The sequence below is a fragment of the Histophilus somni genome (assembly GCF_014202395.1).
Taxonomy (GTDB): Bacteria; Pseudomonadota; Gammaproteobacteria; order Enterobacterales; family Pasteurellaceae; genus Histophilus; species Histophilus somni.
This window is the reverse complement of the sequence record NZ_JACHGQ010000004.1, coordinates 92,936-116,561: the sequence shown is the minus strand read 5'-3', so window position 1 is coordinate 116,561 and position 23,626 is coordinate 92,936. Positions and strand designations below refer to the sequence as shown.

At 37.7% G+C, this 23,626-nt stretch carries 23 protein-coding genes and 1 pseudogene; 9 read left to right on the top strand and 15 right to left on the bottom strand.

The genetic code is table 11. From position 1 onward, the window contains the following. The first annotated feature begins 157 nt into the window (after positions 1–157). From HNR69_RS03630 to HNR69_RS03620, 3 genes and pseudogenes are all read left to right on the top strand, one after another. Positions 158–829, top strand: coding sequence for a trimeric intracellular cation channel family protein (locus HNR69_RS03630; protein WP_011608565.1), 672 nt, complete (start codon positions 158–160; stop codon positions 827–829). A 9-nt stretch (positions 830–838) separates the two neighbouring features. After that, positions 839–2,095 (top strand): glutamate-5-semialdehyde dehydrogenase, encoded by a 1,257-nt coding sequence (proA, locus tag HNR69_RS03625; RefSeq protein ID WP_011608564.1) that lies wholly within the window; start codon positions 839–841, stop codon positions 2,093–2,095. Between the two features lie 61 nt (positions 2,096–2,156). Then, positions 2,157–2,231, top strand: a pseudogene (locus HNR69_RS03620) (ACT domain-containing protein); the annotation flags it as partial. A 19-nt stretch (positions 2,232–2,250) separates the two neighbouring features. Here the strand turns inward: HNR69_RS03620 and HNR69_RS03615 are convergent. From HNR69_RS03615 to ccmA, 15 genes are all read right to left on the bottom strand, one after another. Beyond that, complete coding sequence (locus HNR69_RS03615) at positions 2,251–3,696, bottom strand: NAD-dependent succinate-semialdehyde dehydrogenase (protein ID WP_041604039.1); 1,446 nt, start codon at positions 3,694–3,696, stop codon at positions 2,251–2,253. Positions 3,697–3,753: 57 nt separating this feature from the next. Beyond that, complete coding sequence (locus tag HNR69_RS03610; RefSeq protein ID WP_011608562.1) at positions 3,754–4,365, bottom strand: YfgM family protein; 612 nt, start codon at positions 4,363–4,365, stop codon at positions 3,754–3,756. Positions 4,366–4,375: 10 nt separating this feature from the next. Then, positions 4,376–5,653, bottom strand: a complete 1,278-nt coding sequence (hisS, locus tag HNR69_RS03605; protein ID WP_011608561.1) for a histidine--tRNA ligase — start codon at positions 5,651–5,653, stop codon at positions 4,376–4,378. 12 nt (positions 5,654–5,665) lie between these two features. Continuing rightward, positions 5,666–6,772 carry a flavodoxin-dependent (E)-4-hydroxy-3-methylbut-2-enyl-diphosphate synthase gene (ispG, locus tag HNR69_RS03600; protein ID WP_011608560.1) on the bottom strand — a complete coding sequence of 369 codons (1,107 nt, stop codon included), beginning with the start codon at positions 6,770–6,772 and terminating at the stop codon, positions 5,666–5,668. Positions 6,773–6,778: 6 nt separating this feature from the next. Next, positions 6,779–7,735, bottom strand: a complete 957-nt coding sequence (locus tag HNR69_RS03595; RefSeq protein ID WP_011608559.1) for a RodZ domain-containing protein — start codon at positions 7,733–7,735, stop codon at positions 6,779–6,781. 86 nt (positions 7,736–7,821) lie between these two features. Continuing rightward, entirely contained in the window at positions 7,822–9,678 is a 1,857-nt protein-coding gene (locus HNR69_RS03590; protein ID WP_075294328.1) for an ATP-binding protein, read from the bottom strand. A 12-nt stretch (positions 9,679–9,690) separates the two neighbouring features. Beyond that, the gene (gene ccmI / locus HNR69_RS03585) at positions 9,691–10,575 is read right to left on the bottom strand and encodes a c-type cytochrome biogenesis protein CcmI (protein ID WP_012341552.1); all 885 of its coding nucleotides are present in this window, start codon (positions 10,573–10,575) and stop codon (positions 9,691–9,693) included. A gap of 3 nt (positions 10,576–10,578) precedes the next feature. Beyond that, entirely contained in the window at positions 10,579–11,046 is a 468-nt protein-coding gene (locus tag HNR69_RS03580) for a cytochrome c-type biogenesis protein (RefSeq protein ID WP_183405643.1), read from the bottom strand. Next, a complete protein-coding gene (locus HNR69_RS03575) occupies positions 11,046–11,591 on the bottom strand; it encodes a DsbE family thiol:disulfide interchange protein (protein WP_012341550.1) in 546 nt (181 codons plus the stop codon). Before HNR69_RS03575 ends, HNR69_RS03580 begins: the two co-directional genes overlap by 1 nt. Before the next feature lie 3 nt (positions 11,592–11,594). After that, entirely contained in the window at positions 11,595–13,544 is a 1,950-nt protein-coding gene (locus HNR69_RS03570; protein ID WP_075294330.1) for a heme lyase CcmF/NrfE family subunit, read from the bottom strand. Next, the gene (ccmE, locus tag HNR69_RS03565) at positions 13,541–14,065 is read right to left on the bottom strand and encodes a cytochrome c maturation protein CcmE (RefSeq protein WP_011608553.1); all 525 of its coding nucleotides are present in this window, start codon (positions 14,063–14,065) and stop codon (positions 13,541–13,543) included. The genes HNR69_RS03570 and ccmE overlap by 4 nt, the downstream gene beginning before the upstream one ends. After that, complete coding sequence (gene ccmD, locus HNR69_RS03560; protein ID WP_011608552.1) at positions 14,062–14,274, bottom strand: heme exporter protein CcmD; 213 nt, start codon at positions 14,272–14,274, stop codon at positions 14,062–14,064. The genes ccmE and ccmD overlap by 4 nt, the downstream gene beginning before the upstream one ends. Positions 14,275–14,283: 9 nt before the next feature. Continuing rightward, positions 14,284–15,015, bottom strand: a complete 732-nt coding sequence (locus tag HNR69_RS03555) for a heme ABC transporter permease (RefSeq protein ID WP_041605032.1) — start codon at positions 15,013–15,015, stop codon at positions 14,284–14,286. Between the two features lie 49 nt (positions 15,016–15,064). Then, entirely contained in the window at positions 15,065–15,730 is a 666-nt protein-coding gene (gene ccmB, locus HNR69_RS03550) for a heme exporter protein CcmB (protein ID WP_011608550.1), read from the bottom strand. Continuing rightward, a complete protein-coding gene (ccmA, locus tag HNR69_RS03545) occupies positions 15,727–16,380 on the bottom strand; it encodes a cytochrome c biogenesis heme-transporting ATPase CcmA (protein ID WP_075294331.1) in 654 nt (217 codons plus the stop codon). Before ccmA ends, ccmB begins: the two co-directional genes overlap by 4 nt. 595 nt (positions 16,381–16,975) lie before the next feature. Here ccmA and leuA point away from each other — a divergent pair. The 6 genes from leuA (at position 16,976) to ndk (ending at position 23,604) form a co-directional block, all read left to right on the top strand. After that, positions 16,976–18,529 (top strand): 2-isopropylmalate synthase, encoded by a 1,554-nt coding sequence (leuA, locus tag HNR69_RS03540; RefSeq protein ID WP_136122250.1) that lies wholly within the window; start codon positions 16,976–16,978, stop codon positions 18,527–18,529. A gap of 31 nt (positions 18,530–18,560) precedes the next feature. Beyond that, a complete protein-coding gene (leuB, locus tag HNR69_RS03535) occupies positions 18,561–19,637 on the top strand; it encodes a 3-isopropylmalate dehydrogenase (protein WP_075294332.1) in 1,077 nt (358 codons plus the stop codon). Between the two features lie 100 nt (positions 19,638–19,737). Continuing rightward, positions 19,738–21,147: a 3-isopropylmalate dehydratase large subunit gene (gene leuC / locus HNR69_RS03530; RefSeq protein WP_136122249.1), complete on the top strand. Its 1,410-nt coding sequence runs from the start codon at positions 19,738–19,740 to the stop codon at positions 21,145–21,147. 9 nt (positions 21,148–21,156) lie between these two features. After that, a complete protein-coding gene (gene leuD / locus HNR69_RS03525; RefSeq protein ID WP_011608545.1) occupies positions 21,157–21,759 on the top strand; it encodes a 3-isopropylmalate dehydratase small subunit in 603 nt (200 codons plus the stop codon). 109 nt (positions 21,760–21,868) lie between these two features. Further along, the gene (gene pepB, locus HNR69_RS03520) at positions 21,869–23,167 is read left to right on the top strand and encodes an aminopeptidase PepB (RefSeq protein ID WP_075294333.1); all 1,299 of its coding nucleotides are present in this window, start codon (positions 21,869–21,871) and stop codon (positions 23,165–23,167) included. An 11-nt stretch (positions 23,168–23,178) separates the two neighbouring features. After that, positions 23,179–23,604: a nucleoside-diphosphate kinase gene (gene ndk, locus HNR69_RS03515; RefSeq protein ID WP_012341541.1), complete on the top strand. Its 426-nt coding sequence runs from the start codon at positions 23,179–23,181 to the stop codon at positions 23,602–23,604. The last annotated feature ends 22 nt before the right edge of the window (positions 23,605–23,626 follow it).

The following is a 23,626-nucleotide window of genomic DNA, read 5'->3' as shown; positions in this document are numbered from 1 at the left end:
TTGCTAAATTTGATGATATGAGAATTTCTTTTTTATCCGGTTAAATATTCCTTGCAATAAATCCGCCTAACCTCTTGGGTTAGCTCAAAAATAACATTGTTTCTTTGTTCTATGCACTCTAAAATAGTAATCCTTTTACCGCACTTTAAGGACACTTATGTTACTGAGTATTCTCTACATTATCGGCATTACAGCAGAAGCGATAACCGGAGCATTAGCTGCCGGACGAGAAAAAATGGATATTTTTGGGGTTATTATTATTGCTTCAATGACAGCCATCGGTGGAGGATCGATTCGGGATATCTTGCTCGGGCATTATCCCTTGGGTTGGGTTAAAAACCCACATTATTTCTTAATTGTTACCGGAGCGGCTATACTCACTGTTTTTATAGCTCCTTTCATCAAACACTTTATACGCTACTTCCGTACCATTTTTTTGGTCTTAGATGCACTAGGATTGATCGTATTTTCCATTATTGGTGCTCAAATTGCTTTGGACATGGGGCATGGTTTTACTGTTACCTGTATAGCCGCTATCGTTACGGGAGCCTTTGGTGGTGTATTACGAGATTCGCTCTGTAACCGCATTCCTTTAGTGTTCCAAAAAGAGCTTTATGCCAGTATTGCATTATTAGCTACCGGTATTTATGTTGGCTTACAACAATTACAGATTAATCAAAATTTGGTCATTATTATTACGTTAATTAGTGGCTTCATTATTCGTTTGCTCGCCATTTATTTCGAATGGGGATTGCCTATTTTTGATTATCAAGAGCAAGAAGCAGAAAAAGTCAAAACGCATGATAAATTACCTAAAAAAACAAAATAAGGATATTGTATGAATTTAAAAGAAATGGGAAAAAATGCTAAACAAGCCGCTACGATTTTGGCTCAACTTTCTCAACAACAAAAAAATACCGCCTTACAAATTATCGCTGAACAATTGGAATTACAAAGCAATAAAATTCTTGTAGAAAATGCTAAGGATATTCAGCTGGCAAAAGAAAATGGATTATCTGATGCAATTATCGATCGCCTCTTACTCACCAAGGAACGCATAAATAGTATCGCAAACGATGTTCGTCATATCATTTCATTGCCGGATCCTATCGGACAAATCATTGATGGCGGTATTTTAGAAAGTGGTACAAAATTAGAACGAGTTCGTGTGCCTTTAGGTGTTATTGGTGTAATTTATGAAGCTCGTCCAAATGTAACCGTCGATGTTGCAACGCTTTGTTTAAAAACAGGTAATGCTGTTATCTTACGAGGCGGAAAAGAAACCAGTTATTCCAATAAAATTTTGGTAACAGTAATTCAAGATGCGTTGGAGCAAACCGGATTACCTAAAAATGCGGTACAAGCTATTACCGATCCGGATCGAAACTTCGTATTAGAATTACTTAAATTGGATAAATATGTGGATATGATTATTCCTCGTGGCGGTGCGGGTTTACATGAGTTTTGCAAACAAAACTCTACAATCCCGGTCATTATTGGCGGTGTTGGGGTTTGCCATGTATTTGTGGAGGAAAGTGCGGAGCAAGATAAAGCCTTGGCTGTAATCGACAATGCTAAAACTCAACGTCCGAGTACATGCAACACCTTAGAAACTCTGCTAGTGCAAGAAAGTATCGCCACAGAATTTTTACCTAAGCTTGTCGCTCATTTGAAACACAAAAATGTAAAATATCACGCAGATCCGACCGCACTTTCAATATTGGAAAAACAAAATGCAGAAGTATCTATTGTACAAGAACAACAGCTACGTCAAGAATGGGGTTCATTGGATTTAAATGTTGTTATTGTCAAAGATATTCAACAAGCCATTGCACATATTACCGAATACGGCACACAACATTCAGAAGCAATTTTAACGTCATCACCAAGACTTGCTCACCAATTTGTTTCCCTTGTGGATGCTGCCGCAGTTTATGTTAATGCTAGCACAAGATTTACTGATGGTGGACAATTCGGTTTAGGGGCAGAAGTGGCGGTTAGTACACAAAAATTACACGCTCGAGGCCCAATGGGATTGGAAGCACTTACCACCTACAAATGGGTTTGTTCAGGCGACTATACTGTGCGTCAATAATTATCATAAGGGGCAATAGCCCCTTTCCTTAACTAAAAGGAATTTACCGATGTCTAATCTCGCAGTTTCAAAACTTGTAATTGCCGATCCTAATACACGTGTTGTCGTACTTTCCGCCTCAGCAGGGATAATCAATTGACTTGTTGCATTGCAAACTAAACTTTCATACACAAATACTTCATTTCTAAAAACTCATCCAGTCCGTGACGAGAACCTTCTCTACCCAAGCCCGATTGCTTAACTCCACCAAACGGAGAGACTTCATTGGAAATAATGCCTTCATTAACTCCAACTAATCCACATTCCAATTCTTCCGAAAGTCGCCAAATACGACTGAAATCTTGTGTATACACATACGCAGCTAAACCGAACTCGCTATCATTTGCCATGCTAATTGCTTGTTCTTCCGTATCGAAAGGAATCAACGCTGCCAGAGGGGAAAAAGTTTCTTCATGGCAAACTAACATATCTTGCGACACATTTTCTAAAATAGTTGGTTCAAAAAAAGTTCCCCCTAGAGAATGGCGTTGCCCACCTAAAGTTAAAATTGCACCTTTGCTTAACGCATCCTCAATGTGTCGTTCAATTTTTCGTACCGCACTTTCATTAATTAACGGTCCAATATTTACCGCTTCTTGCTGAAAATCTCCTACGATAAATGATCGCACTTTTTGTTTTAATTTATCAGCAAACGCACGATAAATCTCCGACTGCACATAAATTCGATTAGTACAAATACAGGTTTGCCCTGAGTTGCGGAATTTTGAGGCTATAACAGAATCGACGGTTCTATCTAAATCTGCGTCATTAAAAATCAAAGATGGTGCATTTCCCCCTAATTCAAGACTTATTTTTTTCACCGTATCAGCACATTGCTGCATTAAAATTTTGCCAATTTTAGTCGAACCGGTAAACGTTAATTTACGTACATCAGTACTTCGAGTTAAAACACTTCCGACTTCTTCTGCATATACTGTCGGTAAAACGTTAAATATACCTTTCGGTATACCCGCTTGCTCGGCTAATGCTGCCAATGCTAAAGCGGATAAAGGCGTTTCCGGTGCAGGTTTAATAATAATGGCACACCCTGCAGCCAGTGCCGGAGCGGCTTTTCGTGTGATCATTGCATTTGGAAAATTCCAAGGTGTTATTGCAGCAACTACCCCTACCGGCTGTTTAATCACAAGCAATCGATGATCTTCTCTCACCTGTGGGATAATCTCACCATAAGCACGTTTAGCTTCCTCAGCAAACCATTCGACGAAACTTGCACCATAAGCAATTTCAGCTCGACTTTCACTAAGCGGTTTTCCTTGTTCTAAACTTAGTAAATATGCAAGACTTTCTTGATGTTGCATAATCAATTCAAACCATTTCTTTAAAATTTTTGACCGCTCTTTTGCGGTATATTTTTTCCAATGTACTTGTGCTTGTTTAGCACTTTTAATCGCTAATTCTGTTTCCTCTTTACCACAACAGGCAATTTCACAAATAACCTGTTGATTAGCAGGGTTTATCACGGGAAAAGTGCGGTGATTTTTGGCAGAAATAAATTCTCCATTAATATAGGCTTGTGTTTTCAATAAGTGTTGAATATTCATGATAAATAACTTCCTATAAAAAAGCCTTGAGGTATCAAGGCTTCAATAATTAGACAATTACAGACTATTTAATCTGACTTGGATGAATGATTTTTCCCAAGATGTGGCTTTTGTTAGTGCTTGTTCAAAATTGTCCTTTGCTATCTCTTTATTGCCTTTTGCCAACTGTATATCACCGGACAATAACAACTTGCTAACATCCCAAGATTGACCTTTAACTTGATTAAGACTTGCTAAAGCCTCATCAAACTTTTGTAACTGATATTGAACTGTGGCTAGCCGAATTGCGGTAATTGACATTAAAATATCATCACTCGTATTCACAATAGCCTGCTTTAATGTTTCCTCTGCTTGCACAAAATTTTGTTGACTGACTTCAAGTTTAGCTTTATCTAACAAGGCAAACACAGCATAAGTTGTTTCTCCATTTTCTTGCACAAACCGATCCAGCTGAGCATTGTAGATGCTTTGATTTTCGGCACTGCTGATCAGTTGATCATATTGTGCAGAAAGTGTTTGTTTTTTCGTTGTTTGGTAATCTTGCCAATAACGCCAACCAAATACGCCTGAAAAGGCAAGAACCACAATTACAATAATAGATTTGTAATTTTCTTTCCACCAAGTCTTTAATTCATTCAGTTCTTGTTCTTCTTCGATTGTATAAGCCATTTTAGTATCCTTATTGAGTAATTGCTTGTTTTAAGTAAATAACTACATCTGTTAATGCCAAGCTCAATTGCTCGGCACCACCCAGTAAATCTTTTACGACAACCTGCTGTGTTTTCACCTCGGTTTCGCCAATCACTAGAGCAAATTTTGCACCAACTTTATCCGCACGTTTAAATTGTTTCTTAAAGTTACCGCCACCACAATGTGTCATTGTGCGTAAATGCGGTAATTCCGTACGAATTTTTTCAGCTAACTGGAATGCAGGTAAAGTCGTTTTTTCACCAAAATAAACCACATAAATATCTACCGCACTTGGTAAAACGATTTGCTTATTCACTTCTTGCACCAGTAAAACCAAGCGTTCCAATCCCATAGCAAAACCCACACTACAAGTTGCATGACCGCCAAGTTGTTCGACTAAACCGTCATAACGACCGCCGCCACAAACTGTACCCTGTGCCCCCAAAGCGGAAGTTACCCATTCAAACACCGTTTTATTGTAGTAATCTAAACCTCGAACCAATTTAGGATTGATTTCATATTGAATACCGACGGCATCTAATAAATCGCATAGTTGACTAAAATGTTCTCGACTCTCTTGATCTAAATAATCCAATAATTTCGGTGCATCATTTAATACTTCTTGTAGCACCTGATTCTTCGTATCTAAAATACGTAGTGGATTTTTCACTAAACGTTCTTTTTCTTCCTCACTTAATAGATCCGTATGTTGCTGTAAAAATTCCACTAATGCAGAACGGTAATTTTGTCGAGACTCAAGAGAACCAATAGAATTAAGTTGTAACGTTACATGATCAAAAATACCCAGTTGTTTCCATAAACGAGCAGTTAATAAAATCAATTCAGCATCAATTTCTGGATTCGCTATACCAAACACTTCTACACCGGCTTGATGGAATTGACGATAACGTCCTTTTTGCGGACGCTCATGACGAAACATAGGTCCCATATACCAAAGACGTTGTTCATTATTGTAAATCCAGCCATGCTCAATTGCCGCACGCACGCATCCGGCAGTACCTTCTGGTCGTAAAGTTAATTGTTCATCGTTATCCCAAAATGTGTACATTTCCTTTGATACAACATCTGTTACTTCACCAATAGCACGAGCAAATAAAGGGGTACTTTCTACGATAGGCATTCGAACTTCAGAATAACCATAAGTTTGTAAAACCGACCGCACTTTTTCTTCTACCCACTGCCACAAGAGACTTTCAGTAGGTGAACAATCGTTCATACCTCGAATTGCTTGAATTGTTTTTGCCACAATATTCTTCCTTTAGATAATTCTGTTTTTTGGATCTTGCTGTGCGACTTTCGCACGAATTTTTGCCTCTAACTGATTAATTAAATCCTCATTATCAAAGCGTTCTTTTTGACGTTTTCCATCTAAATAATAACCGCTCTTTTTATTACCGCCTGTTACTCCAAGATCTGAAATTAACGCTTCGCCTGGTCCGTTCACCACACAACCGATAATGGATACATCCATTGGTGTAACAATATCTTCCAAACGTTGCTCAAGTGCATTGACGGTGCCAATCACATCAAACTCCTGACGAGAGCAAGTCGGACAGGCAATAAAATTAATGCCGTGAGAACGAATACGTAGAGATTTTAAAATATCAAAACCGACTTTGATTTCTTCGACAGGATCGGCTGCTAAAGAAACGCGTAATGTATCGCCAATGCCTTCCGCTAAAAGCATCCCCAAACCGACCGCACTTTTTACCGCACCGGCACGTGCTCCACCGGCTTCGGTAATTCCTAAATGCAGTGGTTGTTTAATTGCTTTTGCCAATAAGCGATAGCTTTCTACCGCAAGAAAGACATCCGAGGCTTTCACACTAACCTTAAACTGATCGAAGTTCAAACGATCTAAAATTTCCACATGACGTAACGCACTTTCCAGCAAAGCCTCCGGTGTAGGTTCGCCATATTTTTCCTGTAGATCTTTTTCTAAAGATCCTGCATTAACACCTATACGAATAGGGATATTTTTGTCCTTCGCACAATCAACAACGGCACGGATACGATCTTCACGCCCAATATTACCGGGATTAATTCGCAAACAATCTACCCCATATTCCGCCACCTTAAGAGCAATACGATAATCAAAGTGGATGTCTGCAACTAACGGAATATTAACCTGCTGTTTAATTGATTTGAACGCCTCTGCCGCATCCATAGTAGGCACAGAAATACGCACAATATCAGCACCGACACGCTCCAATGCTTTAATTTGTGCCACTGTTGCTTCTATGTCAGTCGTTCTTGTATTGGTCATAGATTGTACGGCAATAGGTGCATCACCACCTATCGGTACATTTCCCACATAAATTTTTGTCGATTGACGACGATTAATAGTTGGTTTAAACGATGACATAATAATTTACTGTAATTTGAATTTAGCAACACGTCCGTCAACTTTTAATGGATAATGTTCACCTTTGTAAGTAATTTTAACATTGCTTGGGGCACCGATAATTAAAGAATAAGGTGATCCATCAGTAAAGACCAAAACTTCGCCTTGTTTATATTCTTTTTGTGCTAATACTTTATGTTTAGCGTCTTTAACACTAATCCAGCAACTGGCCCCGATAATTTCTATTTGCAAATCACCGCCGACAAAGGTTTCTGTATTTTTAACCGTTTTTTCAGTTTCTGATGTTTTGTTGCTCACTATTTCTTGTGGATTTTGTACCGCACTTTGCTCTTGCGTAGAAACTGAGGTCAACTTATTTTCTGCCATACTGTCTTTATTTACGACAGTAGTTTCATTAACAGAAACAACCTGTGGCTTTTCCACAGGGATCGTTAAATTTTTTTCAAGCACTTGATCCGCTTGAATTTCAATCCGCTCCGATGGTACATTTTCTACATAATGTTGTACAAAAGTGTCACGTTCTTGATTTGATTTTTGGTAATTTCCCCACCACCATAACGCCGTCATACCGGATACAATCAACAACACCAATACCGTTACATAACCAATCCAACGCCCATGAGAAGAATGCCCATTTACCGCTTTCATCAAGCAAGTATTTTTACCTAAATTATGGCGTGTATTTTCCTCCACGGAGGAAATTGCTTTTGTCCATATTTCTTCCGGTATGCGTAGAAACTTCGCATAATTACGCACATAACCCTTCATGAAAGTTGTAGGAATGCTCTTATGTGTAAACTCATTATTTTCAAGAAGCTGTAAAATAGCGGGTCTTAAATTAATTTGTTTAGATACATCATCTAAAGACAACTGTAATTTTTCACGAGCCATGCGAAAACGCTCACCTAATAAAAGCTCATTATTGCTGGCAGTTTCTTCCAGTTTTTCAGTTAAATTTGTCATAATTATTCGAGTGTTAACTATATCAATGGCAAAGGCTCAAGTTTAAAGTTGTACTCCCCTTTTTGCAACTATTATTCCTTAATAAATTACAGATCATTCAACCAATCCTCTAATGTCGCCGTATCAACCAACCAATCATTTGCCAAGGTATTGATCCACTCATCGATATGCGTTTCCCAATTTTCGTGGTTAGCATCTTGAGCCAAAGAGGCAACTTGCTGTAAACGAAGTAACCCGACGGATGCCGCCGCTCCCTTGATTTTATGTACATTAGAAAGTAAATCTTTTTTTACTGCACTATCCTGTTTATATTGTTCATAACTGTCTAATAATTCATTTACATAGCTTGGCATAGTTTGCTTAAATAATAATAGGTTTTTACCAATAAATTCTTTACCTAAAATATCATTCAGCTCAACCAACAGTTCCATATTAAGAACATCGGATAAAGCAGAAAACTCTACGAAAGAGGATTTTTTAATAATCTTTGTATTTAACTCATCACCGAAATAATCCGATAAACAATTTACTAACGCCTCTAAAGATAAAGGTTTACGTAAAACATCATCCATGCCTTGTTTTTGATATTCGGTTTTACTTTGCATAATATTAGCGGTCAATGCAATTAAAGGAGGGAGAAAATCATAAACACCTTGTTCATATTTTTCACGTAAATATTGTGCAATAGTAAATCCTGACATATCAGGCAATTGAATATCCAACAACACCAAATCATAATAATTTTGCTCAAATTTTTGAATAGCCTCTTTACCGGTCATGGCAACGTCCACACAGTAACCTAATTTCTCCAATACGGATTTAGCTACAATAATATTTACCTCAATATCTTCAACTAATAGGATCGTCAATGTATTAGGCACATTAGATTCGCTTTCTGCCGGTTTTTCTACAGCTTTAGCCTGTAAAGTGAGCGTAAAGGTTGCCCCTTGATGCAATTGGCTTTCAACGGTTAAATCACCGCCCATTAAACCTGCTATTGCTTTAGACACAGCCAGACCGATACCACTACCGATAGGTTTATGATCGGTTTCTTGTACTTGATAATACATAGTAAAAATTTTATCCAACTCCCCTTTTGCTATCCCAACACCGGTATCAGATAACGCAAAAGAAAAAGTATCATCCGTCAAGCGAGAAACCTTCAGTTTTATTTTTCCGGCAGGTGTAAATTTCACTGCATTATTAATTAAATTCCATAATATCTGGCTTAATCTTGCACTATCCAACATCAGCCAATCAGGTAAATCTTTATCGCACGCCAATTCAAACTTTAATTTACGCTGTGCCGCCATTAATGTAGCAAAATTGGTAATATCATTTAAAAAGCTGCACAAATTAGTCGGTTGATAATGTAATTCTATACGATTGGCATCAATTTTTTCGAGATCAATAATATCACTAAAAATATGCGTCAAAGAAATAGCACTCACGTTAATCGTTTTAAGATAATTACGTTGTTGCTCTGTTAATTTGTCATCAAGCAAAATCTGGCTTAAGCCAATAATGCCATTCAAAGGGGTACGCAATTCATGACTGATTGTTGTCATAAGTGCGGTCTTATCTTGACTGGTTTTTTCAATCTCACTCAACGCAACCGATAACTTTCTTTCAGCAAGAATACGCTCTGATACCTCATTGCGTAAATTATCCACTAACTTCGCTAAATCAAGGCGTGATTTTTCCAATTTCTCTACCAATAACGTAAAAAAATATAAAACAAAAGGAGCTGAAAACAAACCAAAGATAATAGAACGAGCTACATCTTGCCAATAGATAGTTCCTATAAAAATTAAACTCACCACTATTTGTGTAAGCAAAGCAACTACTGCCAAAATACAAACACCTAATAGGGAAAATCTAATTCTTCCCAAGCGAATAACCCAATCCACATATTTTTGTGCAAAATACTTTAAATTTTTCATATATAACCGGTTTTATTTGCTATCTTCTTTGATAGCATCACGTGCTGTACGAATACTTTTTTCAATTAAAGGAACTCTTGGATCATTTTTCGGCATGAACCGAAGCATCATTGTCCAAGTTACAGCGGCTCTTTGATAATCTTCCGACTCAAAATACTGGAAAGCAAGCAAACTTAAGGCTTGCATATTAGTATGATCAATACGCAACACTTCTTTTAATAAATTCATCCCTCTTTGACGATCAATTTGATCTTGTGAAAACATCAAAATTCGAGCAAGTGATAGCTTATATTCAATATTCTGCGGTGCTAATTTATTGGCTTGAGAAAAACTATCAAAAGCAAGTTGTGCTTTTTCCAGATTCATTGCCACTTGTCCTAGCGTCCACCAATCAGCCGCATTATTGGGTTCTTTTTGTAATTTTAACCGCAGTGCAACAGCAAATTGTTGTAGCTCATTTTCATTTAGCGGTTTGTTTGCTTCCTCTTTTACTCTTGCATAAAAGTGCGGTAATTTTTCGTAAGTTTTTTCTAACATTATCTCAGATTGCCAAGAACCTACACTCATATAAGTTAAAGGAGCAATAATCGCTAAAGTCAAAAAACCGGAAATAAACCAAATTTGTCCGTATTGCTTATTGCTCTTCTCAACAGCCATTTTTTCAGGAATATCTTCCAACAACGTTTGTTGTAATTCTGTTTTAAACTCTTGACTATTTTCTAATAAACCGTATTGTTCGTCTTCCTCAATTTCTTTCAACCTATTGAAATAAAAGGCCTTATTTAATTCATCTCGTTTTAAATTGGTTGATTTTTCTGTCTTGTTTCTAAGCAGAGGATAAAAACAAATAAATGCAATAGCTAATGTTAATAAAAGGCAAATTACCCAAAAAATCATTTTTTATTCCCGTTCTTTTAATAATTCTTCTAAACGCTTTTGTTGTTCTTGAGTTAAATTTGGCTGAGCTTCTACCGCACTTTTGCTGGATGAACCGGATTTACGGCGTAGCACAATAACAACACCAAGAATCATCAAAGCCAAAGGAGCAACCCATAAAATGATTGTTGAACCTGTTACCGGCGGATTATAAGTCACAAAATTTCCATATCGTTCAACCATATAATCGATAATTTGTTGCTTATTTTGACCTTTTTGTAAAAGTTCATACACTTTTGCCCGCATATCTACAGCAATCGAAGCATTGGAATCAGCAATGTTGTTATTTTGACATTGAGGACAACGCAGTTCTTGAGTCAAGCTGTGATAATCTTTTTCTTGTTGCATAGAGGTAAAATTAAGTGCATCAATCGCAGCTTGTGCTGAAAAACTGAGAAAAAGTGCGGTCAGAAAATAACGTAATTTTGTCATCATTTTTTCTCACTTACTTGTTGATAAATTGGCTGTATTTTTTCTTTCCAGATACGTTCATTTATATCACCGGTATGGCGGTAATGAATAATCCCGTTTCCATCCACGATAAACGTTTCCGGAGTACCATAAACACCGAGATCCAGCCCAAAAGATCCTTTTTCATCTTTTACAATTACTTGATAAGGGTTGCCTAACTTTTTGATCCATTTTATGGCTTTATCCGTTTTATCTTTATAATTAATGCCAATAATGTTAATACCTTGTTTATGAAGTTCATTGAGAAATTGATGTTCCGCATAACAAGTTGGACACCAAGTTGCCCAAACGTTGACGAGCAAAGGTTTACCCTGTTTGAATAGACGATTGTCATATTGCTTATCTGTCAGTAAATCAGTTAGCAGTTTATTTGGCACCGACTTACCTATTAAGGCACTTTCCAATGCTTTTGGATTATCGCTTTGTGCATTACGTTGCAGTTGCACAAAAAAAGCAAAGGCTAGTCCGAGGAATAAAATTAATGGTATATAAAGTTTTTTATTCATAACTTATCCTTGTTTTAGAAGTTTTCCAAAACGATAACGTCGGTCAAATATACAGAGTAATCCGCCGAATGCCATAAATATACCTCCCAGCCAAATCCAACGAATAAAAGGTTTATAATACAAGCGTAAAGCCCATGAACCATCATTTAAACTTTCGCCCAGTGCAACATATAGATCTCGAGATAACCCCCAATCAATAGCCGCTTCAGTCATTGTCATTTTACTCACTGTATAGAAACGTTTTTCAGCAAACAACGTGGTTTCAAACTTACCGTTTCGACTGATGTCAATTTGTGCCTTTCCGCCTAAGTAATTGACACCATTGACATCGGATATACCTTGGAAAGTAAATTCATAATCTGCAATTTTTACTGTATCCCCCACATTCATTCGAACGTCTCTTTCAATACTGTAATTTTGGCTAAAAGCAATTCCCCATATCGTCATCGCAACCCCTAAATGTGCTAAAACCATTCCCCAATGAGAACGAGACAATTTTGTTATGCCAATCCAAAAGCTATGCTTATGCGTTGCTCTTTGCTGCAATTCATAGAGTGCTAGAAGAAGAATAAACATTGCCATCATGACACCAAGAACGGCACTCACTGCAATACGATCTTGTAAAAAATAAGGTAAAACAAATCCGGTAATAAGCATAATAATTGAACTGATGATAACCGGAAGACGAATAGCACAGAATTGGTCTCGACGCCACTTTACTAAAGGTCCGACACCCAATAAAAGTGATAAAGGAATCATGATCAATAAAAACATTTGATCAAAAAATGGAGAGCCGATAGAAATAGTTCCCAACCCTAATTGTTTGTGTACTAAAGGCAGGAGAGTACCCAAGAACACCACACTAAGTGCGGTCATTAATAAAATATTATTGATTAACAACATAGTTTCTCGAGAATAACGTTCAGCATTGTTTCTTGTGCGAATAAGATTGCCTTTATAAGCGTATAACGCTAGCGAACCGCCAATAACTACAATTAAATAAGCTAAAATATATAAACCTCTAGTTGGGTCAGAGGCAAAAGCATGCACCGAAACCAAAATACCGGAACGAACCAAAAAAGTACCTAATAAACACAGTGAAAAAGCCAAAATTGCCAGCAATACTGTCCATGCTTTAAATGAACCACGTTTTTCCGTTACCGCAAGAGAATGAAGCAATGCAGTACCGGCAAGCCAAGGCATTAAAGAGGCGTTTTCTACAGGATCCCAGAACCACCAACCGCCCCAGCCAAGTTCGTAATATGCCCACCACGATCCCAGCACAATCCCCAATGTTAGAAATACCCAAGCAGCCATTGTCCAAGGTCGGGACCATCTTGCCCATGCGGTATCCAGTTTTCCCGTCATCAATGATGCAATAGCAAAAGCAAAAGCAACGGAAAAACCCACATAGCCCATGTAAAGTAAAGGCGGATGAAAAATCAGACCAATATCTTGTAATAATGGATTTAATTCTCTTCCCTCAACAGGAAAATCAGGGAAAGTGCGGTCAAAAGGGTTAGAAGTAAACATCACAAATAGTAAGAAACCAATCGTAATAATACCCATAATTGCCAAGACACGAGCCACAGCTTCTTGGGGTAATTGTTTACTCAAAAAAGCCACAGCCGCACTCCAAAGAGTCAATAGCCAAATCCAAAGTAATAAAGAACCTTCGTGGGAGCCCCAAACAGCGGATAGACGATATTGCAAAGGTAAGTTGGTATTTGAATTGTTCACCACATATTGTACTGAAAAATCATTTGTCAGAAATAAATAGAAAAGTGCAACAAAAGAAACAGTTAAGCTAACAAATAAACCATAGGTCATTGGGCGAGCTAAAGCCATCATCTGCACATTGCCTTTTTCCGCTCCCCATAATGGAAAAATAGATAATAAAACAGAAATAGCTAAACTTAAAGCCAGAGCATAATTGCCTAATTCAGCGATCATTGGTTACCTTCTTTAAATTGTTTTTCTTGACGATCACGATCACTTTCATTCTTGAGATCCGATATGCCCATAGGCTTATGAATTTTCTGCATTTGTGCTTCTAATTCCGGCGGAACATAATTTTCATCATGCTTTGCCAAAACTTCCGTTGCATTCAGTACAGTTGGCTCAATAAGTACACCTTGAGCAACAATGCCCTGTCCTTCACGAAATAAATCAGGCAAAATACCTTCATAAATAACCGTTACTGAAGGTCCAATATCATTTAAGTCAAATCTGACTTTTAAACTTTTAGGATCACGTTCTACCGTTCCTTCCACAACCATTCCGCCAATTCTAATACGTTGCCCAATACTAGGCTTGGTATGGCTTTCGTTATTTTTTCCATTCACAACTTCTGTTGGGGTATAAAACAAATCAATATTTTGACGCAACGCATACAACACTAAAGCAGAGGCAACGGATATGCCCAGGAAAATAAACAGTACTACCGATAATCTTGATTTACGTCTTGGGTTCATAGGTTTTCTCCATTGTTTTCAGCTTGCGTATTTTTTTGACGCACTGAACGCAATTGTTCACGTTGAATTTCTTTAAATAGGGCTTTGCGAAGATAAATATTTTGCAAGCCTAATCCTATAATAGCAAGGAAAGAAATCCCATAAGATAGCCAGACATAAAGCCCATGACCGCCCATATAAAAAAAATCACTCCAACTTTGAAAAAACATAATAAACTCCTATTTTACTAATGCTTTAACCCAAGGGCGTTTGCTCTCATCTTTTAACAGTTGAGTTCGATAATTCATTAAAGTAAACCACATTGTTAATGCCATAAAACCGAAAATACAGAGAATAAGCGGAATTAACATAGGTGTTGCAATGGAAGGTTTTTCAAATTTTGTAATGCTTGCCCCTTGATGTAAGGTATTCCACCACTGAACAGAAAAATGAATAACCGGAATATTGACTACCCCCACAATAGAAAGAATTGCTGCTGCTTTCATACCGATTAAACGATCTTGAAAAGCAGAGTAAAGTGCGATAACGCCTAAATATAAAAAGAATAAAATCAAGGAAGAAGTTAAACGAGCATCCCACACCCACCAAGTTCCCCAAGTCGGTTTACCCCAAATTGCTCCAGTGACCAATGTCAAAAAAGTAAACACAATACCGATGGGTGCCATAGCGAGAATACTCAAATACGCTTGGCGAATTTGCCAAACTAAACCAATCACTCCGGCAATTGCCATAGACACATAAATTCCCATAGAAAAAATTGCCGCCGGAACATGGATATAAATAATACGGAAACTGTTACCTTGCTGATAATCAGCCGGTGCAAAAGCAAGCCCCCAAATTACGCCGGTTATTAATAAAAGTATAGATACTGTTGCAAACAAAGGAACAAACTTACCACATAAGTGATATTGTGTTTCCGATTTTGCATAAGGATGTAACCATTTCCACATCATGTTGTCCTTACTATGTTATTTAAAAAACAAATCTTCACTAAGTTAATTACTGGTCTAAGCTCACTCTTAACGCAATTGAAATGGCGAAAGGTGAAAGTGTTGCCACTGAAACAAAAATAGCTCCCAGAATTGCGAGTTGCCCGTTATAAGATAAATTTAATGTTGCAGCATCTAAAACAGCGGCAGAAAAAATTAATACTGGTATAAATAGAGGTAAGACTAATAAACTCAGCAAAACGCCCCCCTTACGCAACCCTACCGTAAGTGCCACACCAATGGCTCCCAAACAACTCAAGGTTGGCGTTCCTAACAACAATGTTAAAACTAATGCCCACCAAATATGCAACTCCAATGAAAGTAATAGTCCGGCAATGGGCGAAAGTAAAATTAACGGTAAACCGGTTAAAAGCCAATGTGCAATGACTTTTGCCAAGGCGGTCATCGCTAAAGGTTGTGCTGTCAACATCAATTGCTCAAGAGAACCGTCCACAAAATCATCACGAAATAAACGCTCAAATGAAAGTAATGCCGATAGCAAAGCGGCAACCCAAGCTATTCCGGGGGCTATTTTAGCTAATAGCTTAGGATCCGGACCAATAACCAAAGGAAACAAGGTTAAAATAATCAAAAAAAACCATAAAGGATTTAAGATCTCAGCTTGCTTTCGACAAGCAATTTTTAACTCTCTTTTGATAATTTGTACAAAAATCATGCCATATTCCCTTGATCAAAAAACTTGTATTGATCTAACCGCACTTTTTGCAACTTATTGCTCGGAATCTCTTGATGACTGGTTAAAATCACAATACCGCCATTTTCCACATGTTGTTCAAACAACTGAGTTAAAACGTTGACACCTTGTTTATCAATAGCTGTAAAAGGCTCATCTAAAATCCACAATGCCGCATTTGATAACCACAATCTTGCTAATGCAATACGTTTTTGTTGTCCTGCAGAAAGTTGACCTGCCGGTAAATCTTCTCGACCCAATAACCCCACTTTCTGTAGAATATCCCAAAGTAACTCCTCGCTTTGTCGACAATGACCAATTTTTTGATAGAACTGTAAATTTTCCCAAGCACTTAATTCAGGCTTAATTCCAGCAAGATGCCCCAAATAGAGTAAATTGTGCTGGTATTCTTCACGATTTTTATTAATTTCGATCTTATTCCATCGCACTTTACCTTTAGCAGGGAAACTAAGTCCCACAATAATTCGTAAAAGACTGGTTTTTCCTATGCCATTGTGTCCTTCAATTTGCACAAAATCTCCCGACTTAGCATCTAAATTTAAGTCAGTAAACAAAATCTTATCGCCACGCTGACAGGCAAGTTGTTCCAGTTGTAGATGATTATTTTGCATAAGAAGTTATTTAAACATTTTCGGAGATGCATTCTATCATAAGCTATACTCATGGTGTAAAAAATGAAACGTTAAAAGCATAACTCTTTAGTTGTATATGATAGGATTATTTGATTTAAAACAAAATCAACTCAAAGAACGCCGATAAGTTATTTTTTAGCCCCCAAAAAAAACACAAATTTACTTTCATTACTATGAAAGAGCTAAAGTGCGGTAGAAAAAATTAAAATTTTTTAATGACGTGGATTTTAACACTATTAAATTATTAAAAGTTAGTTTTATGTATCAAAATTATGTTTTGAATAACCTTTTATTTGGTATAAAACACTAAAAAATCATTTGACACATCATTTTAAACTCGTAATATAAACCCATCTTGGTTTATTTTTAGGATATTTTATGTTTAACATTCTTTCTCTGTTACTCAATTTACGACTATCACATTTCTTGTGCGGATAAATTGTGGAACAAAGAAGTATAGTTAAACATGTCAGTTGACCCGCACAAGTAGAATGCGGGTTTTTTGTTTCTCAAAATCAATAAAACATCACCGCACTTTGCAGATGGCAACATACAAAATAAGAAGGAAAGAGTTATGCAAAACAACATTATTATTTTTGATACAACATTGCGTGATGGTGAACAGGCATTAAAAGCCAGTTTAACAGTAAAAGAAAAATTACAAATTGCATTGGCGTTGGAACGTTTAGGTGTTGATGTAATGGAAGTGGGGTTTCCAGTATCGTCAGCAGGGGATTTTGAATCCGTTCAAACCATTGCTCGTCATATAAAAAACAGCCGTGTTTGTGCTTTGTCTCGTGCAGTGGATAAAGACATTGATATTGCGGCTGACGCATTAAAAGTAGCTGAAGCGTTCCGTATTCATACGTTTATTGCCACTTCCGCTTTGCATGTCGAAGCTAAATTACGCCGCACTTTTGATGATGTCGTGGAAATGGCAATACAAGCAGTAAAACGTGCCAGACGTTATACCGATGATGTGGAATTTTCCTGCGAAGATGCCGGTCGAACAGGTGTTGACAACATTTGTCGCATCGTTGAGGCAGCAATTAAAGCGGGTGCAACAACAGTCAATATTCCGGATACGGTAGGTTTTTGTTTACCAACCGAATACGGTAATATCATCGATCAAGTGATGAACAGAGTACCGAATATCGATAAAGCAGTAATTTCGGTGCATTGCCATAATGATTTAGGCATGGCGACTGCAAATTCGTTGACCGCAGTACAAAACGGTGCAAGACAAATTGAATGTACCATTAATGGCATTGGGGAGCGTGCAGGAAATACTGTATTGGAAGAAGTAGTCATGGCAATTAAAACACGTCAAGATATATTTAAGGGCTTAGATACACGAATTAATACACAAGAAATTCATCGTGTCAGTCAGATGGTTAGCCAGTTGTGTAATATGCCAATTCAGCCGAATAAAGCTATTGTCGGATCAAATGCTTTTGCACATTCTTCAGGTATTCATCAAGACGGTATGGTTAAAAATAAAAATACTTACGAAATTATGTCGCCGGAAACCATCGGATTGAAAAAAGAAAAATTGAATTTAACCGCTCGTTCAGGACGTGCAGCAGTAAAAAGCCATATGGACGCAATGGGTTATCAACAAAACGATTATGATTTGGATAAATTATACGCCGCATTTTTAAAATTAGCCGATAAAAAAGGGCAAGTATTTGATTATGATTTGGAAGCATTGGCATTTATTGATATGCAACAGGGTGATGAAGATCGGCTAAGTTTGGATGTTATTACTTCTCAAACAATCAGTAATTTACCGGCTTCTGCCTTTGTGCAAGTTGAGCTGGACGGTAAAAAAATTAGCCAAGTTTCAAATGGGGGAAATGGTCCCGTTGATGCCGTTTATAACGCTATTTTAGCAATTACAGATATGGATATAACTATGTTGCATTATAACCTGACTGCAAAAGGTGAGGGAGCAGAAGCCTTAGGACAAGTGGATATTGTTGTCGAACATAAAGGGCGACGTTTTCATGGTGTCGGATTGGCAACGGATATTGTAGAATCCTCGGCTCGTGCCTTAATTCATGCAATCAATGCCATTTATCGTGCCAATAAAGTGGCAGATTTAAAATCGCATAAAATTTCACAGTAAAGTTGATGTAAAGATGTAAAGAGGAAAAATCATGAAAAGTTATACTATTGCAGTATTAAGTGGGGATGGTATCGGTCCTGAAATTATGGCGGAAGCTATAAAAGTATTGGATGCAGTGCAAAAAAAATATAATTTCAAATTAAATTACCGCACTTTTGATGTGGGAGGAATAGCCATCGATAATCATGGTACGCCTTTACCCGCTTCTACATTAAATGGCTGTGAAGAAAGTGATGCAATTTTATTCGGCTCGGTAGGCGGACCAAAATGGGAACATTTACCCCCTAATCAGCAGCCTGAACGAGGTGCACTACTACCATTGCGTAAACATTTCAAATTGTTTTGTAATTTACGTCCTGCCACACTTTACCAAGGTTTAGAAAAATTTTGTCCATTGCGAGCGGATATTGCTGCCAAAGGATTTGATATGATGACTGTTCGTGAATTAACCGGCGGCATTTATTTCGGTCAACCTAAAGGACGAGATGGAGAGGAAATGCAAACTCGTGCCTTTGATACAGAAGTTTATTACAAATATGAAATTGAACGTATAGCTAAAGTTGCTTTTGAAACAGCGATGAAACGGCGTAAACATGTAACATCTGTTGATAAAGCCAATGTATTAATCAGCTCGGTATTATGGCGTGAAACGGTCAATGAGGTTGCCAAGAACTATCCTGACGTAACATTGGATCATATTTATATTGATAATGCGACAATGCAATTGATCAAACGACCTGAATTTTTCGATGTCTTACTTTGCTCTAATATTTTTGGCGATATTATTTCTGATGAGGCGGCAATGATTACCGGCTCAATGGGTATGCTACCCTCTGCCAGTCTAAATGAACATGGTTTTGGGCTTTACGAACCGGCAGGTGGTTCTGCTCCGGATATTGCAGGCAAAGGCATTGCCAACCCAATCGCTCAAATTCTATCTGCTGCCATGATGCTACGTTATAGCTTTAACTTAAATGAAGCGGCGGATTCAATAGAAAACGCAGTGAAACAGGTTCTTTCTCAAGGTTATCGAACCGCAGATTTAGCAGATGAACATCCGCCAATTTCCACAGCTGAAATGGGAGACTTAATTGTAAACGCAATTTAAGCAATAGAGAATGAAAAATAAAGTGCGGTAAATTTAGCCAAAATTTCTCGTTTTCTACCGCACTTACCTAATTAGTGAAAAAAAACTTAACGGAATAAATATGAAAAAAACACTCTACCAAAAATTATTTGATTCTCATATTGTACATGAAGCACCGGGAGAAGTACCGATTTTGTACATTAATCGTCATTTAATTCATGAAGTAACGTCACCGCAAGCCTTTGATGGTTTACGTGTAGCAGGTCGTCAGGTTCGTCAAGTGAATAAAACTTTCGGCACAATGGATCATAGTATTTCTACTCAAGTGCGTGATGTAAACAAATTAACAGGGCAAGCGAAAATTCAGGTTTTAGAGCTAGATAAAAATTGTAAAGCAACAGGAATTTCTTTGTTTGATATGAACAGTAAACAGCAAGGAATTGTACATGTTATGGGGCCGGAACAAGGATTAACCTTACCGGGCATGACGATTGTTTGCGGTGATTCCCATACGGCAACTCATGGGGCTTTCGGTGCATTAGCTTTTGGTATCGGTACATCGGAAGTGGAACATGTTCTTGCAACGCAAACACTAAAACAAGCCAGAGCCAAAAGTATGAAAATTGAAGTACGTGGCGAAGTCGCAAAAGGCATTACTGCCAAAGATATTATTCTTGCCATTATCGGTAAAACCACAATGGCAGGGGGAACCGGTCATGTTGTTGAATTTTGTGGTGAAGCTATTCGTGCATTGTCAATGGAAGGACGAATGACAGTTTGCAATATGGCAATTGAAATGGGAGCGAAAGCCGGACTGATTGCACCTGATGAAACCACATTCGCTTATTTGAAAGATCGTCCTTATGCACCAAAAGGAAAAGACTGGGAAAGTGCGGTAGAATATTGGAAAACCTTAAAAACCGATGAAGGTGCAGAGTTTGATACTGTGGTGATATTAGACGCAAAAGACATTGCTCCACAAGTAACATGGGGAACCAATCCAGGTCAGGTTATCGGTATTGATCAGAAAGTACCTAATCCGGCAGAAATGCAAGATCCCGTCACCAAAGTCTCCGCAGAAAAAGCCTTAGCTTATATTGGCTTATCTCCGGAAACTGATTTAAAAGATATTTCCGTTGATCAAGTATTTATCGGATCTTGCACAAATTCCCGCATTGAAGATTTGCGTGCGGCAGCTACAGTAATGAAAGGTCGAAAAAAAGCGGATAACGTAAAACGAGTACTTGTTGTTCCCGGCTCAGGATTGGTCAAAGAACAAGCAGAAAAAGAAGGGCTAGATAAAATTTTTATTGCGGCTGGTGCTGAATGGCGTAATCCCGGTTGTTCTATGTGTTTGGGTATGAATGATGATCGACTTGGTGAATGGGAGCGTTGTGCTTCGACCAGTAATCGTAATTTTGAAGGGCGACAAGGCCGTAACGGACGAACCCATCTTGTAAGTCCGGCAATGGCAGCGGCAGCGGCTGTCTTCGGTAAATTTGTTGATATTCGTTATATGGAATTAAATTAAGGAAGATTTATGGCTGGTATTAAACAACATTCAGGTTTAGTGGTTCCTCTTGATGCCGCAAATGTGGATACTGATGCGATTATCCCAAAACAGTTTTTACAAGCTATTACCAGAGTGGGTTTTGGAAAACACTTATTCCACGAATGGCGTTATCTTGATGAGGAAGGTACAGTACCTAATCCTAAATTTGTGCTGAACTTTCCCGAGTATCAAGGTGCAACGATTTTACTTGCACGCAAAAATTTAGGGTGCGGGTCATCTAGAGAACATGCACCTTGGGCGTTGGCGGATTATGGATTTAAGGTCATGATCGCACCTAGTTTTGCTGATATTTTCTATAATAATAGCCTGAATAATCATATGTTGCCCATTCGTTTGAATGAAGAAGAAGTGGAAGAAATTTTTCAATGGGTATGGAAAAATAAAGGTTGTGAAATTCATGTAAATTTAGAAAATTTAACCGTCACAACGGGAAATAAAATTTATCATTTTGAATTAGATGAATTTCGTCGTCATTGCTTATTAAATGGATTGGACAATATAGGATTGACTTTGCAACATGAAGATAAAATCGCAGAGTATGAAAAAAACATTCCTGCTTTTTTACGCTAATTAGACTTTATTTCTGATCATTCTCCCTATTCATTCTTGTTACCTCAATAAAAACTGGTATAGTGCCATCTATATCAGTTTTTTTATCAAGTAAATTTAAGGATAAAGTATGCAAATTAAAATAGAAATTTCACCAGCAAAAGAACAATGGGGGAAAAAAGCTTTAATCAGTTTTACTCACGATCAAGCCATCATTCATCATCCGACACGTAACCAAGACATTTCTTTAATTCAAAAAGCCGCTCGAAAATTACGCAACCAAGGAATAAAAGAAGTTGAACTTATTGGATCAGAATGGGATTTAGAAAATTGTTGGGCATTCTATCAAGGCTTTTATACCGCTAAACAAGATTATACTATTGAATTTCCTCATTTAGAGGACGAGCCACAAGCTGAATTGCTGGCAAGAATTCAATGCAGCGATTTTGTGCGTGAAATTATTAATCTCCCCTCTTCAATTATCACCCCTATTGAACTTGCAAAGCGTGCGGCACAATTTATCACCGAACAAGCAAGTCTTTATGCTGACGAAAGTGCGGTATCTTTTCAAATTATTTCCGGACAAGAACTTGCTGAAAAAAACTATCAAGGGATTTGGCAAGTGGGTAAAGGCTCAGAAAATTTACCAGCTATGTTACAGCTGGATTTTAATCCTACCGGAAATGAAAATGCACCGGTACTGGCTTGTTTAGTCGGTAAAGGAATTACTTTTGACAGTGGTGGTTACAGCATTAAACCAAGTGATAGCATGAGTACAATGCGAACAGATATGGGCGGTGCCGCACTATTAACGGGTGCATTAGGTATGGCAATAGCCGGAGGGCTTAACAAACGAGTTAAACTATTTTTATGTTGTGCTGAAAATATGGTGAGCCACAACGCTTTAAAATTAGGTGATATTATTCACTACCGCAATGGTATCAGTGCGGAAATTCTTAATACTGATGCCGAAGGGCGTTTGGTACTTGCCGATGGCTTAATTGATGCGGATTTAGCGAAGCCTAAATTTATTCTTGATTGTGCAACCTTAACCGGTGCAGCAAAAGTAGCGGTTGGTAATGATTATCATGCGATACTTTCAATGGATAACGAACTCACTCAACAGTTTTTCGATTGTGCAAAGAGTACAAAAGAACCGTTTTGGCGATTGCCTTTTGACGAATTACATCGTCACCAAATTAATTCATCCTTTGCAGATATTGCCAATATTGGGACTGTTCCAATGGGTGCCGGTGCAAGTACGGCAATGGCGTTCTTATCTTATTTTGTAGAAAATTATCAAGAAAATTGGTTACATATTGATTGTTCGGCAACTTATCGTAAATCAGCAAGTGACTTATGGGCAACAGGTGCAACGGGAATCGGTGTACAAACTTTGGCGAATTTTTTATTAAATAAAGCTGAATAATGGAGAGACCTATGACATTAGAACAAACTTTAGCGATTATAAAGCCCGATGCAGTTGAACGAAATTTAATAGGTAACATCATTTCTCGTTTAGAGGACAAAGGATTTCAAATCATTGCTATGAAGATGTTGCATTTAAATCAAGAACAGGCGGAAGGTTTTTATGCAGAACATCGCAATAAAGCGTTTTTTACTGAATTGGTTAAATACATGACATCTGCCCCTATAGTTGTTTTGGTGTTACAAAAAGAAAATGCGGTAAAAGACTACCGCACTTTTATGGGAACAACTAATCCGGAAATAGCAGAAAATGGCACATTACGTTATGAATTTGCTATTAATCAAACCCAAAATTCCGTTCATGGCTCGGATAGTTTAGAGAATGCACAACGTGAAATTGCCTATTTTTTTGCCGAAGCTGAGATTTATGCTAGATAGTTAAAAATAAGCCAACAAATAG

Excerpts from the sequence above, each read along its gene's own strand:
- HNR69_RS03610 (WP_011608562.1), bottom strand. The coding sequence starts at position 4,365 with ATGGCTTATACAATCGAAGAAGAACAAGAACTGAATGAATTAAAGACT.
- HNR69_RS03590 (WP_075294328.1), bottom strand. The coding sequence starts at position 9,678 with ATGAAAAATTTAAAGTATTTTGCACAAAAATATGTGGATTGGGTTATT.
- ccmD (WP_011608552.1), bottom strand. The coding sequence starts at position 14,274 with ATGTTTTTTCAAAGTTGGAGTGATTTTTTTTATATGGGCGGTCATGGG.
- HNR69_RS03595 (WP_011608559.1), bottom strand. The coding sequence starts at position 7,735 with ATGACAAATTTAACTGAAAAACTGGAAGAAACTGCCAGCAATAATGAG.
- ccmB (WP_011608550.1), bottom strand. The coding sequence starts at position 15,730 with ATGATTTTTGTACAAATTATCAAAAGAGAGTTAAAAATTGCTTGTCGA.
- pepB (WP_075294333.1), top strand. The coding sequence starts at position 21,869 with ATGCAAATTAAAATAGAAATTTCACCAGCAAAAGAACAATGGGGGAAA.
- ccmE (WP_011608553.1), bottom strand. The coding sequence starts at position 14,065 with ATGAACCCAAGACGTAAATCAAGATTATCGGTAGTACTGTTTATTTTC.
- proA (WP_011608564.1), top strand. The coding sequence starts at position 839 with ATGAATTTAAAAGAAATGGGAAAAAATGCTAAACAAGCCGCTACGATT.
- HNR69_RS03580 (WP_183405643.1), bottom strand. The coding sequence starts at position 11,046 with ATGACAAAATTACGTTATTTTCTGACCGCACTTTTTCTCAGTTTTTCA.
- leuC (WP_136122249.1), top strand. The coding sequence starts at position 19,738 with ATGAAAAAAACACTCTACCAAAAATTATTTGATTCTCATATTGTACAT.
- leuB (WP_075294332.1), top strand. The coding sequence starts at position 18,561 with ATGAAAAGTTATACTATTGCAGTATTAAGTGGGGATGGTATCGGTCCT.
- ispG (WP_011608560.1), bottom strand. The coding sequence starts at position 6,772 with ATGTCATCGTTTAAACCAACTATTAATCGTCGTCAATCGACAAAAATT.
- HNR69_RS03615 (WP_041604039.1), bottom strand. The coding sequence starts at position 3,696 with ATGAATATTCAACACTTATTGAAAACACAAGCCTATATTAATGGAGAA.
- ccmI (WP_012341552.1), bottom strand. The coding sequence starts at position 10,575 with ATGATTTTTTGGGTAATTTGCCTTTTATTAACATTAGCTATTGCATTT.
- HNR69_RS03630 (WP_011608565.1), top strand. The coding sequence starts at position 158 with ATGTTACTGAGTATTCTCTACATTATCGGCATTACAGCAGAAGCGATA.
- HNR69_RS03555 (WP_041605032.1), bottom strand. The coding sequence starts at position 15,015 with ATGTGGAAATGGTTACATCCTTATGCAAAATCGGAAACACAATATCAC.
- leuA (WP_136122250.1), top strand. The coding sequence starts at position 16,976 with ATGCAAAACAACATTATTATTTTTGATACAACATTGCGTGATGGTGAA.
- HNR69_RS03570 (WP_075294330.1), bottom strand. The coding sequence starts at position 13,544 with ATGATCGCTGAATTAGGCAATTATGCTCTGGCTTTAAGTTTAGCTATT.
- HNR69_RS03575 (WP_012341550.1), bottom strand. The coding sequence starts at position 11,591 with ATGAATAAAAAACTTTATATACCATTAATTTTATTCCTCGGACTAGCC.
- ndk (WP_012341541.1), top strand. The coding sequence starts at position 23,179 with ATGACATTAGAACAAACTTTAGCGATTATAAAGCCCGATGCAGTTGAA.
- leuD (WP_011608545.1), top strand. The coding sequence starts at position 21,157 with ATGGCTGGTATTAAACAACATTCAGGTTTAGTGGTTCCTCTTGATGCC.
- ccmA (WP_075294331.1), bottom strand. The coding sequence starts at position 16,380 with ATGCAAAATAATCATCTACAACTGGAACAACTTGCCTGTCAGCGTGGC.